The following is a 20400-nucleotide window of genomic DNA, read 5'->3' on the forward strand; positions in this document are numbered from 1 at the left end:
GTCATGGCATCTCAAGTTGAGCTCACCCCATGCGGGGCCATGTTTGACATCTTTAAGCGCGCGGCGCATCTGAGCCATATCGAGCTGTGCGGCTTGGTGCTTTCGTCCCGTCCGCTCGCCGACGGCCGCAGCCCGCAGAGCCGAGCCGCCGATCGCTCTTGGGTTTCCCGCTTTATCGTTCGCGCGCCGGTCGGCACGCTTCAGCAGCGCTACTTTGCCGAATACGGTACCTCGGCTGCGCGTATTATGTCGCAACTGGCCCTGCGCCAGCGCAATCCCATGGACTCCACGGCTGTGATCAATATGGTGTGCGGTCCTGCAGGTGAACCGATGGTACGCGCGCTCGAAGAGTGCCACCAGGACACGAATCTCTATCGCAACGCGCTCGATCGCCTGTCCCAGGCGGCGGAACTCATGCCCGCCGAGCGCGCCGAGGCCGTGCTGGTGCTGTTTGTCGCCGTCGGTTGTTCGGCGGATGTGCGGTCCTCGGTGAACTATGCCATCGACTACGCGCACGCGACCTGCGGCGGAGGCACATCCACGCCGCGTTCGCTTGGCATGTCGATGACCGCGGGCGAACGCGAACCCGCCCCGGCGCACCCCTTGGGCTTGCTGCGCGTACAAAACAGTTTTGTCGTGAGCGCCCCGCGCTGGATTCAGCCGAGCGAGCAGGGTGTTGAGATTGGCGCGCTGGCCACTGGTGAGGGCGATATTACCGACGTCGGCGACGATGTCTCGGCCCGCCATGCCCATATCTGGTGCGATGCTCAAAATATCTGGCACGTCGAGGACTTGTCGTCCACCAACGGAACCGTGGTGGTAAACGGGGCCACGCGCGTCTGCATTCAGGTCGAGCCCGGCCGTTCCGCCCAACTCAATCCCGGCGACGAGCTCAAGCTCGGCGAATCCACTACCTACGCCATCCTCTTCGGTGCCCTCTAGCCAGTCCCGCCAAATGGTCCCTCCGTCCCCAAGGGATTATTTTGCTCCCGGCAGTCACCCGAGGTAAACCTTTACCGCCCGCCTATATTTGCCGAAATTACACTTGACGGCGGGGTACAATAAACCCGCATGCGGATTTCCGTTGCGGGCGCTTCCCATCGCCGGGGCGTGCCCGGGAGCATCCGGCATGCGGCCTTTGCGGCGCTCGGTCATGTGCAAGACGGGCGGTCGGGTCTGTGGGGCGCATCAGTTGCCCCTCGCCTCGGCATGTCTTCTCTCCACGCCACGTACCTGCTGCTGAGCCTGCCTGCCAGATGATTGGAAGCAACAGCGTAAATCCCATCACGCCAATATCCCGGCAATCGCCGGGGCCTGTATACCTATATGAGAGGAGAGGGGTATATGGCGCGTAAGTTTAAGTCTATGGACGGCAACGAGGCGGCCGCATATGTTTCGTATGCGTACACCGAGGTAGCGGGAATCTATCCCATTACGCCGTCCAGCCCGATGGCCGACCATGTCGACCAGTGGGCGGCCCAGGGTCGCAAGAACATCTTCGGCACCCCGGTCAAGGTCGTCGAGATGGAGTCCGAGGCAGGTGCGGCCGGTACCGTTCACGGTTCGCTGGGTGCCGGTGCTCTGACCACCACCTACACGGCTTCTCAGGGTCTGCTCCTGATGATCCCGAACATGTACAAGATCGCGGGCGAGCAGCTCCCGGGCGTCTTCCACGTCTCCGCGCGTTGCGTCGCTTCCCACGCCCTGAACATTTTTGGCGATCACTCCGACGTCATGGCCTGTCGTCAGACCGGCTTCGCCATGCTCGCCGAGGGCAACGTCCAGGAGGTCATGGACCTCTCGCCGGTGGCTCACCTTGCCGCCATCGAGGGTAAGACCCCGTTCCTTAACTTCTTCGACGGCTTCCGCACCAGCCACGAGATCCAGAAGGTCGCCATGTGGGACTACAAGGATCTGGCCGAGATGTGCGACATGGACGCCGTCCAGGCTTTCCGCGACCACGCGCTCAACCCTGAGCACCCGCACACCCGCGGCAGCCACGAGAACGGCGATATCTTCTTCCAGAACCGTGAGGCCTGCAACAAGGTCTACGACGAGCTTCCCGCCGTCGTCGAGGGCTACATGAAGAAGATCAACGAGAAGCTCGGCACCGATTACGGCCTGTTCAACTACTACGGCGCTCCCGATGCTGATCGCGTCGTCGTGTGCATGGGCTCCTTCTGCGACGTGCTCGAGGAAGTCATCGACTACCTCAACGCTCACGGCGAGAAGGTCGGCCTGGTCAAGGTTCGCCTGTTCCGTCCGTTCTCCATCAAGCACTTTGTCGACGTTCTCCCCGAGACCGTCAAGAAGATCGCCGTCATGGATCGCACCAAGGAGCCGGGTTCCATTGGCGAGCCGCTCTACCAGGACGTCGTCTCCGCTCTCTACGAGGCCGGCAAGACGGGCATCAAGGTCGTCGGCGGCCGTTACGGCCTGGGCAGCAAGGATACGCCTCCCGCGTCCGCGTTCGCTGTCTTCGAGGAGCTTAAGAAGGACGAGCCCAAGCGCGAGTTCACCATCGGCATCGTCGATGACGTGACCAACCTGAGCCTGCCCGAGGCCGAGGATGCGCCCAACACCGCAGCCCCCGGCACCATCGAGTGCAAGTTCTGGGGTCTGGGTGGCGACGGTACCGTCGGCGCCAACAAGAACTCGATCAAGATCATCGGCGATCACACCGACAAGTACGTTCAGGCCTACTTCCAGTACGACTCTAAGAAGACCGGCGGCGTCACCGTCTCGCACCTGCGCTTTGGTGATTCCCCGATCCGTTCGCCGTACTACGTGACCAAGGCCGACTTTGTCGCTTGCCACAACCCCAGCTATATCGTCAAGGGCTTCAAGATGGTCCGCGACGTCAAGCCGGGCGGTACCTTCCTGGTCAACTGCCAGTGGAGCGACGAGGAGTTCGCCGAGCACATGCCCGCCGTGGCCAAGCGCTACATCGCGAACAACAACGTCAACGTCTACCTGATCGACGCTATCGACCTGGCCGCCAAGGTCGGCATGGGCAAGCGCACCAACACGGTGCTCCAGTCCGCCTTCTTCGCACTGGCCAAGGTCCTGCCCGCCGAGGACGCTCTGCAGTACATGAAGGACGCGGCCACCAAGTCTTACATGAAGAAGGGCCAGGCCATCGTCGACGCCAACCACAAGGCCATCGATGCCGGCGCTACCGCCTTCCGTAAGTTCGAGGTTCCGGTCGACTGGGCTACCGCCGAGGATGCTGCTCCCGTCGAGCTCTCCGAGGAGACCAAGTCCGCCATCGCCCAGCAGGTCAAGAACCTGCTCGAGCCCATCGATCGCATGGATGGCGACAGCCTGCCCGTTTCCGCCTTTGTCGATTGCGCCGACGGCCAGTTTGAGCTGGGCGCCTCCGCATACGAGAAGCGCGGCGTCGCCGTGGTCGTTCCCCACTGGGACGAGACCAAGTGCATCCAGTGCAACCAGTGCGCCTATGTGTGCCCGCATGCCACCATCCGTCCGTTCGCGATGACCGAGGACGAGGCTGCCGCCGCGCCCGAGGCTACCCGCACGCTCGACGCTATGGGCCCCAAGGCCAAGGGCATGAAGTTCACCATGGCTGTGTCCCCGCTCGACTGCATGGGCTGCACCAACTGCGTCAAGGTCTGCCCCAAGGGTGCCCTCGAGATGGTTCCCACCGAGCAGGAGATGGACCAGCAGCCCGTTTGGGACTACATGGTCGAGAACGTCTCCGAGAAGAAGGAGCTCATCGCGGCCAACGTCAAGGGCAGCCAGTTTAAGCAGCCCTACCTGGAGTTCTCCGGCTCCTGCGCCGGTTGCGCCGAGACCGCCTATGCACGTCTGGTGACCCAGGTCGCCGGCGACCGCATGTTCATCTCCAACGCCACCGGCTGCTCCTCCATTTGGGGCAACCCCGCTGCCACCGCTCCTTACTGCAAGGACAAGGACGGTCACGGCCCGGCGTGGAACAACTCCCTGTTCGAGGACAATGCCGAGCACGGTCTGGGCATGGCCGTGGGCTACGAGGCCGTCCAGCACAAGCTGATTGCCGCTACCCAGGACATCATCGCCGCCGATGGTCCGTCCGATGAGCTCAAGGCTGCCGGCCAGGCTTGGATCGACTCCGTCAACGACGCCGAGGCTTCCAAGACCGCTGCCGCTGCCTACGTTGCCGAGCTCGAGAAGTGCGGCTGCGACGCCTCCAAGGCGATCCTCGCCGACAAGGCTTACCTCACCAAGAAGTCCTTCTGGATCTTCGGCGGCGACGGTTGGGCCTACGACATCGGCTTCGGTGGCCTGGACCACGTCCTGGCTTCCGGCCACAATGTCAACGTCTTCGTCTTCGACACCGAGGTTTACTCCAACACCGGTGGTCAGGCCTCCAAGGCCTCGAACCTGGGCCAGGTCGCTCAGTTCGCCGCTGCCGGTAAGGTGACCAAGAAGAAGTCCCTGGCCGAGATTGCTATGAGCTACGGCTACGTCTACGTGGCGCAGGTCGCCATGGGCGCCAACCCGGCTCAGACCCTCAAGGCTATCCACGAGGCCGAGGCCTACGATGGCCCGTCTCTCATCATCGGCTACAGCCCCTGCGAGATGCACTCCATCAAGAAGGGCGGCATGCAGAACTGCCAGGCCGAGATGAAGAAGGCTGTCGAGTGCGGTTACTGGAACCTCTTCCGCTTCAACCCCGAGGCTGCTGCCGGCAAGAAGTTCTCGCTCGATTCCAAGGAGCCCGCGGGCGGCTATCAGGAGTTCCTGATGAACGAGGCCCGTTACGCTTCGCTGACGCGTTCCTTCCCCGAGCGCGCCGAGGAGCTCTTCAAGGAGAACGAGCAGGCCGCTATGGACCGCTACGCTCACCTGCTGAAGCTCAAGACGGTGTACAACGAGGCCTAGGTCTCTCACCGCAGGATCTGAGGGCTGACCTTCGCGGACGTCCTCGGACATGAAAGAACCCCCGCTGCGCACTACGTGCGGCGGGGGTTCTTTCGTCCTGCGGAGTGTCCGCGAAGGTCAGCCCTCAGATCCTGCTACGACTACGTCCTCGGATTGTGTGGGCGGATGAAGGACGTGGCTGAGGGGGCCTTTGGTCCCTTTCGCTGTTTCGCGGCTTTGCCGCGAAAACTCGCGTTACTTTGGGGATGGATGGAGGATTTGGCTGTTGCTGCCTTCTATCCCCGTGCTTTGGGGGTTGGCTGCCTTTTTGGAGCTCATCTATATTCCTTATGCTGGATGAAATGCCCCATGTTTTTGTAAGGGTGCATACTCGTCTTATTAATGCATAGAATCTCGTATAGTGCGAGTAAGATATTACGCTGCCCGTTTTGTGTTTAGCGGAGATATAGGTTGCATAATCTAGTCTAATCCCTGCTCTATTAAAATAAAGTTGCACGTAAATGGCGTAGATATGTCTAAGCTGGGCTTCTTTACGCTGAGCGGGTAAAAATGACCGTTCACCGTTCAACTGTTTTCAAAATGAATAAAATGAGCGATAAAGAGAATATAAACCTTAATAAACTCGCGTATTGCACGGACGCGGGTTATTAATGGGTTGTAGGCCTTTTACAGAAAGGATTCCAGCAATGTCTAAGCCTCTTGGCAAGCCCGATCGTATTGTCGTCGCCCTCGGCGGCAACGCCCTCGGCAACAACCCCGTCGAGCAGATCCAGGCCGTGAGCAACACCGCCCACGCTCTTCTTGGTCTTATCGAGCAGGGTAACGAGATCATCATCACCCATGGCAACGGCCCGCAGGTCGGCATGATCCAGAACGCCTTCGCCGCTGCCCACGACGCCATCGGCACCCCCGAGATGCCGCTGCCCGAGTGCGGCGCCATGTCCCAGGGCTACATTGGCTATCACCTGCAGCAGGGCATTGGCCGCGAGATGCACAAGCGCTATAAGCGTTGGCACGCCGCCACCGTCGTCACCCAGATCGAGTGCGACCCGGACGATCCCGCGTTCAAGAACCCGACCAAGCCGATCGGCCCCTTCTACACCGAGGAGCAGGCCAAGGAGTTCATGGCCGAGGATCCCTCCAAGGTCTTCGTCGAGGATTCCGGTCGCGGCTGGCGTCGCGTCGTCGCTTCTCCCGATCCCAAGAAGATCGTCGAGGCTGACTCCATCCTCAACCTGCTCGACAACGAGTTCATCGTCATCGCCTGCGGTGGCGGCGGCATCCCCGTCGTCCGCGACTACGAGAACAAGGGCTGCTACAAGGGCGTTCCCGCCGTCATCGACAAGGACCTGGGTGGCGAGCTGCTGGCCGAGGACTGCGACGCCGACGTTCTGTTCCTGCTGACCGCCGTTGAGCATGTCGCCATCAACTTTGGCAAGCCCAACCAGGAGGAGCTCGAGGACCTCACCGCCGACGAGGCCGAGCGCCTGGCCGACGAGGGCCAGTTCGGCAAGGGTTCCATGGAGCCCAAGGTCCGCGCCGCCATCAAGTTTGCCCGCTCCCGCAAGGGCCGCACCTGCATCATCGGTGCCCTGGACAAGGCCGCCGAGACCATGGCCGGTCTCTCCGGTACCCGCATTCACGAGTAGCCTCTACTCTGTTGTATCTCTCGTGGGCGCCAGGCAAGACGCCCACAAACTAGCCTCTCTTCATGAGCCCCGCAGTCCGCTCCGACTGCGGGGCTTTTGCTATTCACCTAGACATTGGGCAACCGGCACTTGGGGACGTTTCTTTCCTGCCGGCAGCTTGGGACAGTCCTTAAAGGCTGTCCCCAATGACTAGTAGTAGGCCCACATGGCTTCGACTTCGTTAAGGACCTCTACGACACCCCAGCGGCGGGCGCTGCGGCTGGCCGAGTTGGGATCGAAGACTTCAATCTGGTTGGCGTCGTCAATACCGTAAAGCACAATGTAGTGGCCCACGTTGGTAAAGGTGCCCGGCCGAACGGCGGCGATGACGGGCGCTCCCGAACGCAGCGCCTGAGTCATCGAGTCGCGATCGTTATGGAGTTCCGTTCCGTTAAGTCCCAACTGCCACGCGCCGCTCGTCATAAACGACCATTCGGTTGCACCGGTGGGGGCGTAATTGCCTGCCTCGGAAAGCGCGCACATATCGACGGGGGTCATATCGGTGCGTCCCGTCTTAAAGATATAGACCATGGTGAGGCACGTAGGCCCGCAGGCATTTTGGCGGATGGTGCCGCCGGCGTAAGACAACTCCGACCACGCAGGGTCGATCTGATAGATATGGGGCATCGTGCCGGCTTGCCATTGCGAGCGCGGGGTCGAAAAGGCGAAAGAATAACCGGGCGCGACGGGAGCCTTGAGCAGCTTGTCCTCGGCGGTGGGCTCGAGACCGGCCGAGCCGTGGGACATACAGGAGCTCATAAGCACAAAGACCAGACAGGTGAGGATAGAGCGCAGTGCGAGGCGAAGTCGACGAGCCGGCAGGGCGGGGGCATTCACGTGCGATGTCGAGCGGTAGGGCTTGCCGTCGCGTCCGCCTTGGGGATGCGAAAAGAAGCGGTTGATATGGATGCCAGGCTGACGTGCGCCGTTGCGGCGCAGTTGCGGAACCTCGGCTTGGCGCTGTCGAGTGCGCGCGCCCAAGCGGCTATCTTGCTGTGCGCTTGTGCCCGTGCTCGGACGGCCACTCTGCCGTGTTCTGCTTGTCTGCTGCCGAGACGAAGGCCTGGGTTGCTCTTGAGGGCGTTGCGGATTGCTGCTCGTGGCACTTCTGGGCGTCGGCGTGGTACGGCCAGCAAGGCGAACGCTTTGTCGCCGTTGATCACCGTCGTTGTATCCGTATGCCATTCGTACCGCCTTGTCTCATGTATAACCTGTCTATCCTACAAAAAAGATGTGCAACAAATGGGTCTGCGCGTCAAAAGCTCGGTAAACGGTACGAAAGGCGCAAAACACACGGCCTCAAAAACATCTCTATATGCGTCCGATGAGCGTACGCCCGTCGGACGGGCGGCAACAATGAGTGGCAAACCGTGCCGTTCGTCCCAAAAACGGCGCCGCTCGTTTTACAGTTCTGCCTTCGGTCGAGCCACAAGCGGCGCTGCTGTGCCAAGGCCGTATTGTAAAGCCACGAAATAAAAGCGCGCGGCAAAACAGACCGCGCAAGGGGTGACGTCAAAGAGGCGTCAATAAGGAAAGGAGGGGAACAATGGCGGACAAGAACGCAGAAGTTGCAGTCGAAGGTAACGGCGGCATGAAGAAAACGCTTTCGCTCTGGAACTTCTTCACCATCGGTTTCGGTGCCATCATCGGAACTGGCTGGGTTCTGCAGGTCGGCGACTGGATGGTCGTGGGCGGCGGTCCCGTTCCCGCTATGATCGCATTCCTCTTGGGTGCAATCTTCCTCGTGCCCGTCGGAGCTGTTTTCGGTGAGCTCACGGCTGCTATCCCCATCTCGGGCGGCATCGTCGAGTATGTCGATCGTAGCTTTGGCCGTACGCTGAGCTACATTACCGGTTGGCTCCTGGCCCTGGGCAACGGCATCCTGTGCCCGTGGGAGGCAATCGCCATCTCGACCCTCGTGTCCGAGATGTTCGGCAGCCTGCCCGGTCTTGAGTGGCTGCGTGCCGTCAAGCTCTACACCATCTTGGGCGCCGACGTTTACTTGTTCCCGACGCTAATCGCGCTCGGCTTTGCAGTCTACGTCATCTTCCTCAACTTCCGCGGTGCCAGCTCGGCCGCCAAGCTCCAGGCCTTCCTGACCAAGGCTCTGCTCTGCGGCATGCTGCTCGCCATGGGTGTCTCGCTGTTCACCGGTTCGCCGGAACACGCCATGCCCGTGTTCTCCCAGGTCATCGGTGCTGGCGGCGGCAAGCCCGCTACCGAGGGCACCAGCCTGTTCGCCGGCATCGTGTCGGTCCTGGTTCTGACCCCGTTCTTCTACGCCGGTTTCGACACCATTCCTCAGCAGGCTGAGGAAGCAGCCGAGGGCCTCAACTGGAACAAGTTCGGCAAGATCATCTCCCTGGCCCTGCTGGCCGCCGGCGGCTTCTACATGGTCTGCATCTACTCGTTCGGCACCATCCTCGACTGGCATGAGTTTGTTAAGAGCCCGGTTCCCGCGCTTGCCTGCCTCAAGGGCATCAACATGCTCCTGTACCTGGCCATGCTCGTCATCGCCACGCTTGGACCCATGGGCCCGATGAACTCCTTCTACGGCGCCACGAGCCGCATCATGCTCGCCATGGGCCGCAAGGGCCAGCTGCCCGAGAAGTTCGCCGAGGTCGATCCCAAGTCCGGCGCTCCCAAGCTCGCCTGCGCCGTTCTGGGCGTCATCACCGTCATCGGTCCGTTCCTGGGCAAGAACATGCTCATCCCTCTGACCAACGTGTCGGCTCTCGCCTTCATCTTCTCCTGCGGCATGGTCGCCCTCGCTTGCCTGCGCATGCGCTTCACCGAGCCCGACCTGCCTCGTCCCTACGAGGTGCCCGGCGGCAAGTTTGGCATCAGCCTCGCTGTCGCTGCCTGCGCTGTCATCATCGGCCTGCTCGTGGTCCCGTTCTCTCCCGCCTCCCTCAACATGGTGGAGTGGAGCATCGTGATCGGCTGGCTGGCCGTTGGCCTGGCCCTCATGGCCTTCACCAATTCCCGCAAAAAATAACGCCTAGCCGGGGCGGATCGGGTGCGCGGACCCCTCTCTTCCGCGCACTGAACCCGGCACCACTTGGGTAGCTTTGTGAGGCCATAACCCAACATGGCCTCGCCCACTATATGGATCCATAAGGAGGAACCATGTCCACTAAGTACGCAATCGTTGGCGGCAAGCTCATCGACGGTACCGGTGCCGAGCCGGTCGAGAACTCCCTCGTTCTCGTCGATGACAACGGCAAGATCGAGTACGCCGGCACTATGCAGGACCTTCCCGAGGGCGTTGAGGTTATCGACGCCGCCGGCAAGACCGTCCTTCCCGGCCTGATCGACACCCACCTGCACTTCTCGGGCAACCTGACCGACGATGACACCGACTGGGTCATGCAGCCGCTCCTCGAGAAGCAGGCCGTCGCCGTCAAGCAGGCCTACGACTGCCTCACCCACGGCCTCACCACCGTCTGCGAGATCGGCCGCTTTGGTATCCAGATTCGCGACTGCATCGACAAGGGCGTCTTTAAGGGCCCGCGCGTTCTGGCCACCGGCCTCGGCTTCTGCCGCGTTGCCGGCCACGGTGACTCCCACCACTGCACCCAGGAGCTCAACAAGGAATCCCATCCCTGGGGCGACCAGGTCGATGGTCCTTGGGATCTGCGCAAGGCCGTCCGTCGTCGCCTGCGCGAGAACCCCGATGCCATCAAGATCTGGGCTACCGGTGGCGGCATCTGGCGTTGGGATTCCGGTCGCGACCAGCACTATTGCTCCGAGGAGATCCAGGCCGTGGTCGAAGAGGCAAAGATGGTCGGCATCCCCGTGTGGAGTCACTGCTACAACAACCACGCCGCCGCCTACGATTCCGTTCGCTTTGGCTGCGAGCAGCTGATCCACGGCTTCGATATCGATGAGCGCACCATGGACCTCATGGCCGAGCAGGGCACCTTCTTCACCCCGACGATCGCCTTCCTGCCCACCTGGTACGCCACCTATCCGCCCGTCTACGTCCCCGAGCTGCACGACAAGTACGAGGGCACCCTGGTCGAGAAGGAGCTGCAGCGCAACTACGACTGCCTGCGCGAGGCCAAGAAGCGCGGCGTCGTCATGACGATCGGCTCCGACTCCTTCTCCTTCGTCACCCCGTACGGCACCTGCTCCATCGAGGAGATGTACGAGTTCGTCGACAAGATCGGCTTCACTCCGGTCGAGACCATCACCTGCGCCACCCTCAACGGTGCCAAGATGTGCCACATCGAGGACGAGACCGGTTCCATCGAGGCCGGCAAGTGCGCCGACCTGCTGGTTGTCAACGGTGACGTCGCCGCCGACATCCACGTGCTCAACACCGACAACATGGACGTCATCATGAAGGACGGCTGGATCGTCGAGGCTGGCACTTTTGGTGAGGCTAACAAATACAGCGCCTAAGATACCGTTTGTCGATGGCTTGATGTAAAACACAGTTTTTGATTGCATAATGCAATGGAGAGGGTCGCTTGCGGCCCTCTTTATTGCTATGGGTGCTACGGACAAGAGGGGATGACGGTGGATTTAAACAGGCTGATTCTGGGCAAGAGCTACAACTCTACCAAGGTCTTTCGTACGGCCCAGCATGTGGTTCAGGCCATCCTGCTCGGTGTTGTCGTTCCGGCGCTTATCCTGCTGCTTATCTGGGATTTAACCGATAATCCCAATCCCGTTCCGGGCGTTGTCGTTATTGCCGGCCTGGTCATGCTGTGCTTCTTTTTCTCGTATGTCTTTGTGGTCCCCGACGACCTCACATCGAGCGCAACCGACCGTACGCTCGCCATCGCATCAAAAATATTCGCCTACACGTCGCGCGGCCTTACGCCCGAAGCGGCCCTGGGCGCCTCTAAAATTATCCTGTCCGAGACCATCGCCTCTGCCATCTGCTTTACCGATGGCAAACAGGTGCTGGCAAGCTGGGGCGAGGACTCGGCAAAGTGCCCTGCCGGCACCCCGGTCGTGCTCAAGACCACGCTCAACGTGATCGAGTCCGGCGAACAGAGTGTATTTTCGCGCGACGCCTCCAATGAGACGGGCGGCTATTTTCCCCGTCTGCGCGCCGGCATTGTCGCGCCGCTGACCGTGCGCGGGCATTGCGTGGGCACGCTCGAGCTGTATTACCCCCGCCTGAGCAGCATCGATATGCGCCAGACGGCGTTGGCCTCGGGCTTTGCCGATCTCATTTCCACGCAGCTCGCCAGCTTTGAGCTCGAGCGCCAGGACGAGCTCACGGCCCGCGTGGAGCTTCGCGCCCTGCAGTCGCAGGTCGACCCGCATTTTCTATTCAATACCATCAGCACCATCGTGTCGCTCGTTCGAACCGAGCCCGACAAGGCGCGATCGCTGCTGATCGATTTTTCCAATTATTACCGTCAGACGCTTTCTGACTCCGATACGCTCACCACGCTCGAGCACGAGGTGGAACAGGGCACTCGTTATATCAATCTTATGCAGGCCCGGTATGGCGACGGCCGTCTGCGCGTCTCGGTCGACATCGACTTTGAGGTGCGCGACAGCCTGGTACCGCCGTTTATCTTGCAGCCGCTGCTCGAAAACTGCATCAAGCATGCGCAGCGCGAGACCGAGCCGCTTTCTATTCGTGTTAGGGCTTTTGAGACCGATGACGGCTTGGAGATCATCGTCGAAGATGACGGCATCGGGATGAGCGAAGAAGTCTGCGCGCATCTGTTTGAGCAGCATCGCCGAGAGGAGCCCGAGAGCATTACCGCCGACGGCTCCGTCAAGCGAGGTTGCGGCCTGGCGCTCTTCAACGTGCTTCAGCGCATCCATTTCTTTTACGGAGAAGATTCCGGCATGCGCGTGAAGTCCCAGGAGGGCGTGGGAACGCAGGTCATCGTTGAGTTGAACGGCGAGCCGCATGAGCCGGCGCCGTTGACGGTGTAGTACGCGGTTGGATTGAGAGAAAAAGAGGGGAAGCGCATATGTCCGAAGGCTGGAACATCTTGGTGGTTGATGACGAGCCTCCGATTAGGGCTGAGCTACGCTATCTGTTGGAAAAGGATACGCGTGTGGGTCAGATTGCCGAGGCGGGCAATGTCACCGAAGCCGTGGAGTCGATTCTGTCGAACAAGCCCGACGTGCTGTTTTTAGACATTACCATGCCCGGTCGCTCGGGAATTGAGCTTGCCGAGACGCTGCAGAACCTAAAGACGCCGCCGGTCGTGGTGTTTGTGACGGCATTTGCCGAGTATGCGGCCGATGCCTATAACCTCGATGCTGTCGATTACGTCGTCAAACCGGTCGAGGATGCCCGCTTGTCAAAGGCGCTCGACAAGATTGAGGCTGCCCTGGGTGCTCGCCGTGTCGTTCATGCTCCGCGCCAGCCCTTGCGCCTGACGGTGGATCGCGGGGGCAAAAAGGTGTTCATTCCCGTGGCGGATGTCTGCTACTTTGAGGCGCGCGCCGATTTTTGCAATGCGGTCTGTGCCGAGGCGACGTATCTGATCAATGAGTCGATTTCCTCGCTCGAGCGGCGTCTGGCCTCCGAGGGCTTTATTCGTGTCCACCGCAGCTATCTGGTCAATTTGGAAGACGTGCATAATGTCGAGATCGGCTCCACGGGCCTGATGGAGCTCAGGCTCGATCGCGTAGCCTCAGCAGTGCCTGTGTCGCGTCGTCGCGCTGCCGAGGTTAAGGCGCACCTGGGGCTTGCGTAGGCGGTTCGCATGCCAACGTTTACCGGCGTAGGTTTGGCATGGCCGTGCGGTGGGCATAATGGGTGGCATCGAATGAAATCGAAAGGAACAATATGCCCGCGCTCATTACGCATCATCTGTTTGGCGAGGAAAGCATCGACCGTCTCCCACAGGGCGTTATCACGTCCGACGAGGAGCGCATCGCCTTTATCCTGGGAAACCAAGGTCCCGACCCGTTCTTCTTCCACATCCTGACGCCGCGCGTTTCCGACTGCACGCTGCTGGCGCAGGTTATGCACCGCTCGCGCATGTCGCGTCAGTTCTCGTGCCTGCGCGATGGCGTGTCGCACCTGCTGCCGCGCGATGCCAACCTGGGTCGTGCGTTTGCGCTGGGCCTGCTGTCGCACTATGTGCTCGACCGCAATGCCCATCCCTTTGTCTACGAGCAGCAGTTTGGCATTGTCGAGTCCGCCCCCGAGCTCGAGGCTTCGGGCAGTCAAGTTCACGCCGTGCTCGAAAGCGACTTGGACGTGCTGATGCTGCAGCTCAAGCGCGATGGGGCAACGGTGGAGGATTATCCGCCGGCGGGCGAGATCGTCACTACCGACCGCATCAATCGTGTTGCCGGCGTGCTGATGAGCTACGTCGCCGGGCGCGTGTACGGCATCGATGTCCCGGCGGGGGAGTACGGCGGCGCCGTAGCCGACATGCAGCTGCTCTACCGCACTATCGAGCCGGCCGGTTCGGCCAAGACGCGCGCGATTGCCCTGCTCGAGGGCTTGGTACACGATTATTCGCTGCTCGACGGCCTTGCGCACCGCGTGACGACTGAGCTGCCCGAGCGTACCGGCAATCTGGGCCACTTGGCATGGAAGAACCCCTTTACCGATGAAGTCTCGACCGAGAGCTTCCCCGAGGTTTTTGACCGCGCACTGCTCGATTACGAGCTCACCGTCGCCCGCTTTATCGAGACCGGCGATATGGAAGCCGTGACCAACCACGTCAATTACAGCGGTCGCGTGCTCGGCGCCGACGAAGAGTTCGACCGCGAGGAGTAGGGCTCGTGCGTGCCCCTTTGCCGAATCCTTACCGGCGCCTCTGGACAATTGGGGTACGATGAACTAACTGCATATCGGGCGAATACGAAGGGGCCCTGTCCATGAAATACACCAAGCTCGAGCGTAACTGGGTTATGTACGATGTGGGCAACTCGGCCCTCGTGCTGCTCAATACCTCGGTGGTGCCCATCTACTTTAACGCCATCAATACCGGTGCTTCCTCGGCAGACCTGGTGGTCGCTTGGGGCAACGCGCAGACGATTGCCTCGCTGGTCATTGCCATGCTCATGCCCATTTTGGGCGCGCTTGCCGATTACGCCGGCAACAAGATCAAGTTCTTCCTGGGCTTCTTCCTCACGGGCCTGGTTCTTTGCCTGGCGCAGGCTATCCCCATGTCCGCCATGGCATTTTTGACCGTGTACGTGCTGTGCACCATCGGCCTTAACTCTTCTATGACGTTCTACGACGCCATGCTGCCCGACATTACCACCGACGAGCGCATGGACGCCGTGTCCAGCTCGGGCTATGCCTGGGGCTACATCGGTTCCACCGTACCGTTCATCATCTGCCTGGCGCTTATCATGGGTGGCCCCGCCCTTGGCGTCCCCACCATGCTGGCAACGCGTCTGTCGTTTATCATCACCGGTGCCTGGTGGCTCATCTTTACCCTGCCGCTCATTCGCACCTATAAGCAAAAGTACGGTCGCGAGCGCGGTCCCGAGGACACCATCGGCCACATCGCGGGCGGTGTGTTCTCCGAGGTCGGACACACCATGCGCGAGATCGCCCACAACAAGACCGTGCTGGTCTACATGATCGCGTTCTTCTTCTACATCGACGGTGTGCACACGGTCATCTCCATGGCAACCAGCTACGGATCGGCTCTGGGTATCGACTCGACCCAGCTGGTGCTGGCGCTGCTCGTTACGCAGTTTGTGGCCTTCCCGTCCGCCATTATCTACGGCAAGCTCGCCGGTCGCGTGGGCACACTCAATATGATCTTGGTGGCCGTCGCCGCCTACATGGGCATTGTGCTGTTCGCCGCGTTCTTCCTCAAGACCGCCTTTGAGTTCTGGGTGCTTGCCATTATGGTCGGCCTGTTCCAGGGCGGCGTGCAGGCGCTCAGCCGTAGCTACTTTGGCCGCATTATCCCTAAAGAAAAATCCAACGAGTACTACGGCTTCTTTGACATCTTTGGTCGTTATGCAAGCGTCATGGGCACCTTTCTAGTGTCGGTCGTCACCTCGCTGACCGGCAACCCGTCGCTGGGCGTCCTTTCCATTGGCGTTCTTCTGGTTGTTGGCTTTGTGCTGCTGGTCCGCCTGTCCCGCATGACTCAGGCGGCGGCGTAAGGCAACCGGGCTCAGTACGGCAATTGTGCCTATCTGCAGTACTCTTTTGGAAGTAGCCGCATAAATCATTCTGACTTCCGAGCAATGTTTAGCCCAAGTGGGTATGATGGAATCAGCTAGGTCGCGGGGCGTCGCCTGTGTTTGGCGGCGCCCCGTTTTTGTGTTGCAAGGAGGGTAAAGGTATGAACGCCACGGTTGTGATCCCAACATATTGGGCGGGCGATGATACCCAAGCAAACGCTCCCGGCACCTACGATCACTCGACGCCGCTCAATGCCGCCAACCCGGAGCTCGATCGCTGCCTGACTTCGCTCGAACAGGTGCGAGACATTCCGCGCATCATTCTCTTGGTGGTCTGTCCGGTTTCTGTCACGCCCGACGTATCCCATCGCGTGCGCGAAATCGTTAATGCGCATCCCACACTTAAGGTCACCGTCGTTACCAATACTCAGGCTTCGCGTGTTGCCGACCGCGTGGCGCAGATTGCGCCCAAAGGCTCGGGCGAGTGCGTGAGCCTGCGCGGCTACGGCGCCATCCGCAACATGGGTCTTGCCTGCGCGGCGGTGCTGGGGCACGACGCGGTTGTGTTTTTGGATGACGACGAGACCGTCATCGATGCCGACTTTATGAAGCGTGCGACCTATGCACTGGGCCAACAGACGCGTCAGGGCCTGCCGATTTTAGTCAAGAGCGGATACTTTTACGATCGCGACGGGTCGCCGCTGGCTCCCACGGACAAAGCGGGCATTTGCCATCGCTGGTGGACCAAGCGTATCGAGTTCAATCGCTGGATGAAAAAGGCGCTCTCGGGCACCCGCATCTCGCGTTCCAATTACGTGTGCGGCGGCCTGATGGCCCTGCACGCCCGCGCCTTTACGCGCGTGGCCTTCGACCCGTTTATCACCCGCGGCGAGGATCTGGACTACCTGTTTAACATGCGCATGTTCGGCTATGACGTGTGGTTCGATAACGAGTGGACCGTGCGTCACCTGCCGCCCGAGTCCGAGAAGCGCTCGCCGCGCTTTATGCAGGACGTGTACCGTTGGTACTACGAGCGGGCCAAGCTGACGTTCGCCGCACACCAAAAGGAGCTCATTCCGGTTACCGCCGCATCACTCATGCCCTATCCGGGTCCGTGGATCTCGCGCGAGCTCGACGACCGCGTGCGCAAGACTGCCATGGTTCGCAGCATGTTTACCCGCGAGCACGAGGGGTATCTGCGCATCTGGCGTTACGGTATTGACGAGGCCAAGACCTATGCCCGCCAAAACGCCGCAAGCTACCTGCGTTTTCAGAGTTTCTGGCCCAAGATCATGGACGAACTTTGGCGCGACGCACAACTGATTAGCATCCTGGAGGGGGCTGAATGATCGACCGCCGCGCCCAGCGCGATAATTCAATTTCAATCTTTCGCATCATCGCCGTTGTCTGTGCCGTTTGCGTGTTGGCGTACTTTATCTTTGCCCTGGCGACTGGCATTGAGCCGATTGCCACGGTGATCGCCTGTGCGCTGCTGTGCATCTTCCTGTGCATCTTTATCTATTTGACGCTCAATCCCGATTCGGTACGCTCCCAGTACACCGAGGAGACGCTCTCGGTTGCCTCGGCCATGCTCGAGGACATTAAGGGCGGTCTGACGCAGGAATCGGCGCTTTTGGTGTGCCGGCGTATCCTGCCCGAGACACGTGCCATGACCGTTGCCATCACCGATGAGAGCAACGTGTTGGCCTGCGCGGGCGAGTTCGAGGAAAAGCTGCTGCCCGATTCGCCCATCCACACGCTTGCCACGCGCTACGTCATTGAGCACGGCATCGTGCAGTCGTTCAACCGCGTGGTGGACGTGGTGGGTTCGGATGGCTCGCACAACCATGTTCCCGCCGGTATCATCGCGCCCATCAAGGTGGGCGACCGCACCGTCGGCACGCTCAAGTTCTACTACAAGACCCCGCGCGCCGTAGACCGCACCCAGTATGCGCTTGCCTCGGGTTTTGCCGAGATCCTGTCCACGCAGCTCGCCATCCACGAGCTCGAGGTGCAAAAGGAGCTCACGGCCCGTGCCGAGGTTCGTGCCCTGCAAGCGCAGATCAATCCGCACTTTCTGTTCAACACGCTCAACACCATCGCGTCGTTTACACGCACCGATCCGCTGCGTGCCCGCGAGCTGCTGCGCGAGTTCTCCTCGTTCTATCGCGCCACGCTCGACAACTCGGGGTCGCTTATCCCGGTCTCGCGCGAGGTTGCCCAGACCAAGCGCTACCTGACGTTTGAGAAGGCGCGCTTTGGCGAGGACCGCGTACTGGCGACCTTCGATGTCTCCGAGGATGTTGAGGACACGTTGGTCCCGGCCTTTGTAATCCAGCCCATCGTCGAGAACGCCGTGCGGCATGGTATGGGCGATGACGATGCCCTGCGGATCGATGTGACCGTTCATCAAGACGGCGACGACGCAATCCTGATTGCCGTGGCCGACAACGGCGTGGGCATGGACGAGGGCACCGCCGCCAGGCTGTTTGATGAGCGCTCCGCCCGCCCCGATGCCAGTTCCCCGCAAGGCGGCGGCGCCGGCGTGGCCATGCACAATATTTCTGAGCGCATCCATCGCTTTTATGGACCGCACTCTTATACGCGCGTCGAATCGGCGCCGGGCAAGGGCACCAAAGTGCTCCTGCACCTTGATTTGTCAGAGAGCATCTTTGACATTCAAGAGTAAAATAAAAGGCTATGGGCTCAACGCCAAGCGGCGGATGCCCAGCCTAGTTTGTTGACGAAAGGTTTAATCCCTATGCTGCGTGCGATGATTGTGGATGATGAGGCCCCGGCCCGTTCGGAACTTCGCTTCTTGCTCGAGCAGACGGGCAAGATCGGCACGATCACTGAGGCGTCGAGCGTCCGCTCCGCCATTGAGATGTTGATGGAAAGCCGCGTCGATGTCGTATTTCTCGATATCTCGATGCCCGGTGCTTCTGGTCTGCAGCTTGCCGAGGCACTGCATAAGCTTAAGAATCCGCCGGCGATTGTGTTTGTGACTGCGTATAGCGATCATGCCGTCGAGGCGTTCGACGTAGATGCCGTCGATTACCTAATGAAGCCGGTTGAGGAGGCACGCCTGGATCGCGCGATCGAGAAGGTCATGCAGCGCGCCAAGCCCGTCACGGACAGCAAGGCCACCATCGAGCGCATTCCGGTGGAAAAGGGCGGCCGTAAGGTCCTCATTCCCGTGGATGACATTCGCTTCATCATGGCCAAGGACGATTACTCCTGTATCTATACCGTCGATGATCGTTTTCTATCGACGACTTCGCTGGCGCAGTTCGAGGCCAAGCTTTGCGACTTTGGCTTCTTTCGCGTTCATCGCCGCTATATCGTCAACTTGGCGTGCGTCACGGATGTCGAGACGGTGCCCTCGGGCGCTATCCAACTGGGCATTACGGGCGTCGACGAACGCGTGCCGGTTTCGCGCCGCCGCGTTGTGCCGCTCAAGAAGGCCCTGAGCCTCTAGCACACTGGCCCCGCAGCCCTGTAGACCAATTGTCTGCGGAGCCGTGGGGCTTTTTGTATATACGTCGAATCGGTTTTGCAGAAGGGATCTCATGAACAGTGCAGGCGCCAAGCGCATCGACATCATCTCGGACACCCACGGCTATCTTTCGCCCGCGCTTCTGGACGAGCTCAAGGGCGCAGATCTGATCATCCACGCCGGAGACCTCACCTCAGAGATGGATTACGAGCATCTATGCACCATCGCCCCCGTGCGAGCGGTCCTAGGCAACAACGACTACTACCGCGACTACGGCCCGGATGTAGACCGTCTGGCCATCTTCACCTACGAAGGCCTCAAATTCGCCGTAGCTCACTACCGTGAAGACCTGCCCGTGGGATCCGTAGACGTAGCCATCAACGGTCACACCCACGTAACCAAAGAAGCCCAAGTGGGCCGCTGCCTGGTCCTCAATCCCGGTAGCGCCAGCTACCCCAGAGGCAGCCGAGGCCCCACCATGGCCAGAATGCTCGTCAAGGACGGCAAGATCCTCAGCACCAAGTTTATCGACTTGGACTAACCGCAACAAAAACGGGGGATGCAGATCGCGTCTCCCGTTTTTCTTTGAGCCAAAGGCAGAAGTTCAACAAGATCCATCAGACCAACCCCGCCGCGGAGCACGCGGGCTAGCCGCGCAGCGGCGCACGCCCGCAAAACTGGTTGAACAATGTGACGGCAGGGAGGGTCTCCGGGGCCGGCTGGCGCGGGTTAAGTTTGTCGCGAGTTCCGCACGCAAAGGAAAGCACTTAATGTGCTTTCCGTCTTGCGCAGGACTGTAGAGCAGCAAGCTTAACCCGCGCCAGCCGGCCCCGGAGACCCTCCCGGAGGGCCCACAAAAATATTTTCAAAAAAGTTGTTGCGCGGCGGACGGACTTCTGTGTATACTAATCCCCGCAGCGCACGCGAGCGGAAACAAACGCGAACGACTGCCTGGGGAGTTAGCTCAGTTTGGTTAGAGCGCCGGCCTGTCACGTCGGAGGTCGCGGGTTCGAGCCCCGTACTTCCCGCCAACGCAATTAAAGCCACGTCTTCGGACGTGGCTTTTTGCGTTTGATGCACTTTGTTTCGGTAGAACGATTGCCCTGGTGCATCTTCGCCCAGAATCCCCGCGCCTTCGGGAACGCAAGTAAAATCTAACAAGTATATTTGTCTGAACAACAGCTTTGTTGCGCAACACCTGTTCAACGAGACAGGGGGTTAGGTTATACTAAATTGCAC

General features: G+C 60.4%; 14 protein-coding genes and 1 tRNA gene. 14 read left to right on the forward strand and 1 reads right to left on the reverse strand.

What is annotated here, in order from left to right:
* Nucleotides 1-3: 3 nt before the first annotated feature.
* From CSV91_RS08645 to arcC, 3 genes are all read left to right on the forward strand, one after another.
* Nucleotides 4-942, forward strand: a complete 939-nt coding sequence (locus CSV91_RS08645) for an FHA domain-containing protein (protein ID WP_022094220.1) — start codon at nucleotides 4-6, stop codon at nucleotides 940-942.
* 402 nt (nucleotides 943-1344) lie between these two features.
* Nucleotides 1345-4884 carry a pyruvate:ferredoxin (flavodoxin) oxidoreductase gene (gene nifJ / locus CSV91_RS08650; RefSeq protein ID WP_099432553.1) on the forward strand — a complete coding sequence of 1180 codons (3540 nt, stop codon included), beginning with the start codon at nucleotides 1345-1347 and terminating at the stop codon, nucleotides 4882-4884.
* A gap of 686 nt (nucleotides 4885-5570) precedes the next feature.
* On the forward strand, nucleotides 5571-6533 hold the full coding sequence (gene arcC / locus CSV91_RS08655) for a carbamate kinase (RefSeq protein WP_099432554.1): 963 nt from the start codon (nucleotides 5571-5573) through the stop codon (nucleotides 6531-6533).
* A gap of 189 nt (nucleotides 6534-6722) precedes the next feature.
* Here the strand turns inward: arcC and CSV91_RS10175 are convergent, their stop codons facing one another.
* Nucleotides 6723-7553 carry a C39 family peptidase gene (locus tag CSV91_RS10175; RefSeq protein WP_232049599.1) on the reverse strand — a complete coding sequence of 277 codons (831 nt, stop codon included), beginning with the start codon at nucleotides 7551-7553 and terminating at the stop codon, nucleotides 6723-6725.
* 565 nt (nucleotides 7554-8118) lie between these two features.
* Here CSV91_RS10175 and CSV91_RS08665 point away from each other — a divergent pair.
* The 11 genes from CSV91_RS08665 to CSV91_RS08715 all read left to right on the forward strand — a co-directional run bounded on the left by CSV91_RS08665 (nucleotide 8119) and on the right by CSV91_RS08715 (nucleotide 20192).
* On the forward strand, nucleotides 8119-9570 hold the full coding sequence (locus tag CSV91_RS08665) for an APC family permease (RefSeq protein WP_099432555.1): 1452 nt from the start codon (nucleotides 8119-8121) through the stop codon (nucleotides 9568-9570).
* A gap of 131 nt (nucleotides 9571-9701) precedes the next feature.
* Complete coding sequence (locus tag CSV91_RS08670; protein WP_055310078.1) at nucleotides 9702-10979, forward strand: metal-dependent hydrolase family protein; 1278 nt, start codon at nucleotides 9702-9704, stop codon at nucleotides 10977-10979.
* Nucleotides 10980-11096: 117 nt separating this feature from the next.
* Nucleotides 11097-12482: a sensor histidine kinase gene (locus CSV91_RS08675; protein WP_232049600.1), complete on the forward strand. Its 1386-nt coding sequence runs from the start codon at nucleotides 11097-11099 to the stop codon at nucleotides 12480-12482.
* Between the two features lie 38 nt (nucleotides 12483-12520).
* Nucleotides 12521-13255 carry a LytR/AlgR family response regulator transcription factor gene (locus CSV91_RS08680; RefSeq protein ID WP_099432557.1) on the forward strand — a complete coding sequence of 245 codons (735 nt, stop codon included), beginning with the start codon at nucleotides 12521-12523 and terminating at the stop codon, nucleotides 13253-13255.
* A gap of 92 nt (nucleotides 13256-13347) precedes the next feature.
* Nucleotides 13348-14292, forward strand: a complete 945-nt coding sequence (locus tag CSV91_RS08685; protein WP_099432558.1) for a zinc dependent phospholipase C family protein — start codon at nucleotides 13348-13350, stop codon at nucleotides 14290-14292.
* Nucleotides 14293-14393: 101 nt separating this feature from the next.
* On the forward strand, nucleotides 14394-15644 hold the full coding sequence (locus tag CSV91_RS08690; RefSeq protein ID WP_099432559.1) for an MFS transporter: 1251 nt from the start codon (nucleotides 14394-14396) through the stop codon (nucleotides 15642-15644).
* 182 nt (nucleotides 15645-15826) lie between these two features.
* A complete protein-coding gene (locus CSV91_RS08695; RefSeq protein WP_099432560.1) occupies nucleotides 15827-17014 on the forward strand; it encodes a glycosyltransferase in 1188 nt (395 codons plus the stop codon).
* Nucleotides 17011-18354, forward strand: coding sequence for a histidine kinase (locus CSV91_RS08700; RefSeq protein WP_099432561.1), 1344 nt, complete (start codon nucleotides 17011-17013; stop codon nucleotides 18352-18354). Before CSV91_RS08695 ends, CSV91_RS08700 begins: the two co-directional genes overlap by 4 nt.
* A gap of 72 nt (nucleotides 18355-18426) precedes the next feature.
* Nucleotides 18427-19143, forward strand: a complete 717-nt coding sequence (locus tag CSV91_RS08705; protein WP_099432562.1) for a LytR/AlgR family response regulator transcription factor — start codon at nucleotides 18427-18429, stop codon at nucleotides 19141-19143.
* 91 nt (nucleotides 19144-19234) lie between these two features.
* On the forward strand, nucleotides 19235-19702 hold the full coding sequence (locus CSV91_RS08710) for a YfcE family phosphodiesterase (RefSeq protein WP_099432563.1): 468 nt from the start codon (nucleotides 19235-19237) through the stop codon (nucleotides 19700-19702).
* Nucleotides 19703-20114: 412 nt separating this feature from the next.
* Nucleotides 20115-20192: transfer RNA gene (locus CSV91_RS08715), tRNA-Asp, on the forward strand.
* Nucleotides 20193-20400: the final 208 nt, after the last annotated feature.

This window comes from Collinsella aerofaciens (assembly GCF_002736145.1).
GTDB lineage: Bacteria > Actinomycetota > Coriobacteriia > Coriobacteriales > Coriobacteriaceae > Collinsella > Collinsella aerofaciens_A.

Excerpts from the sequence above, each read along its gene's own strand:
- CSV91_RS08645 (WP_022094220.1), top strand. The coding sequence starts at position 4 with ATGGCATCTCAAGTTGAGCTCACCCCATGCGGGGCCATGTTTGACATC.
- nifJ (WP_099432553.1), top strand. The coding sequence starts at position 1,345 with ATGGCGCGTAAGTTTAAGTCTATGGACGGCAACGAGGCGGCCGCATAT.
- arcC (WP_099432554.1), top strand. The coding sequence starts at position 5,571 with ATGTCTAAGCCTCTTGGCAAGCCCGATCGTATTGTCGTCGCCCTCGGC.
- CSV91_RS08665 (WP_099432555.1), top strand. The coding sequence starts at position 8,119 with ATGGCGGACAAGAACGCAGAAGTTGCAGTCGAAGGTAACGGCGGCATG.
- CSV91_RS08670 (WP_055310078.1), top strand. The coding sequence starts at position 9,702 with ATGTCCACTAAGTACGCAATCGTTGGCGGCAAGCTCATCGACGGTACC.
- CSV91_RS08680 (WP_099432557.1), top strand. The coding sequence starts at position 12,521 with ATGTCCGAAGGCTGGAACATCTTGGTGGTTGATGACGAGCCTCCGATT.
- CSV91_RS08685 (WP_099432558.1), top strand. The coding sequence starts at position 13,348 with ATGCCCGCGCTCATTACGCATCATCTGTTTGGCGAGGAAAGCATCGAC.
- CSV91_RS08690 (WP_099432559.1), top strand. The coding sequence starts at position 14,394 with ATGAAATACACCAAGCTCGAGCGTAACTGGGTTATGTACGATGTGGGC.
- CSV91_RS08695 (WP_099432560.1), top strand. The coding sequence starts at position 15,827 with ATGAACGCCACGGTTGTGATCCCAACATATTGGGCGGGCGATGATACC.
- CSV91_RS08700 (WP_099432561.1), top strand. The coding sequence starts at position 17,011 with ATGATCGACCGCCGCGCCCAGCGCGATAATTCAATTTCAATCTTTCGC.
- CSV91_RS08705 (WP_099432562.1), top strand. The coding sequence starts at position 18,427 with ATGCTGCGTGCGATGATTGTGGATGATGAGGCCCCGGCCCGTTCGGAA.
- CSV91_RS08710 (WP_099432563.1), top strand. The coding sequence starts at position 19,235 with ATGAACAGTGCAGGCGCCAAGCGCATCGACATCATCTCGGACACCCAC.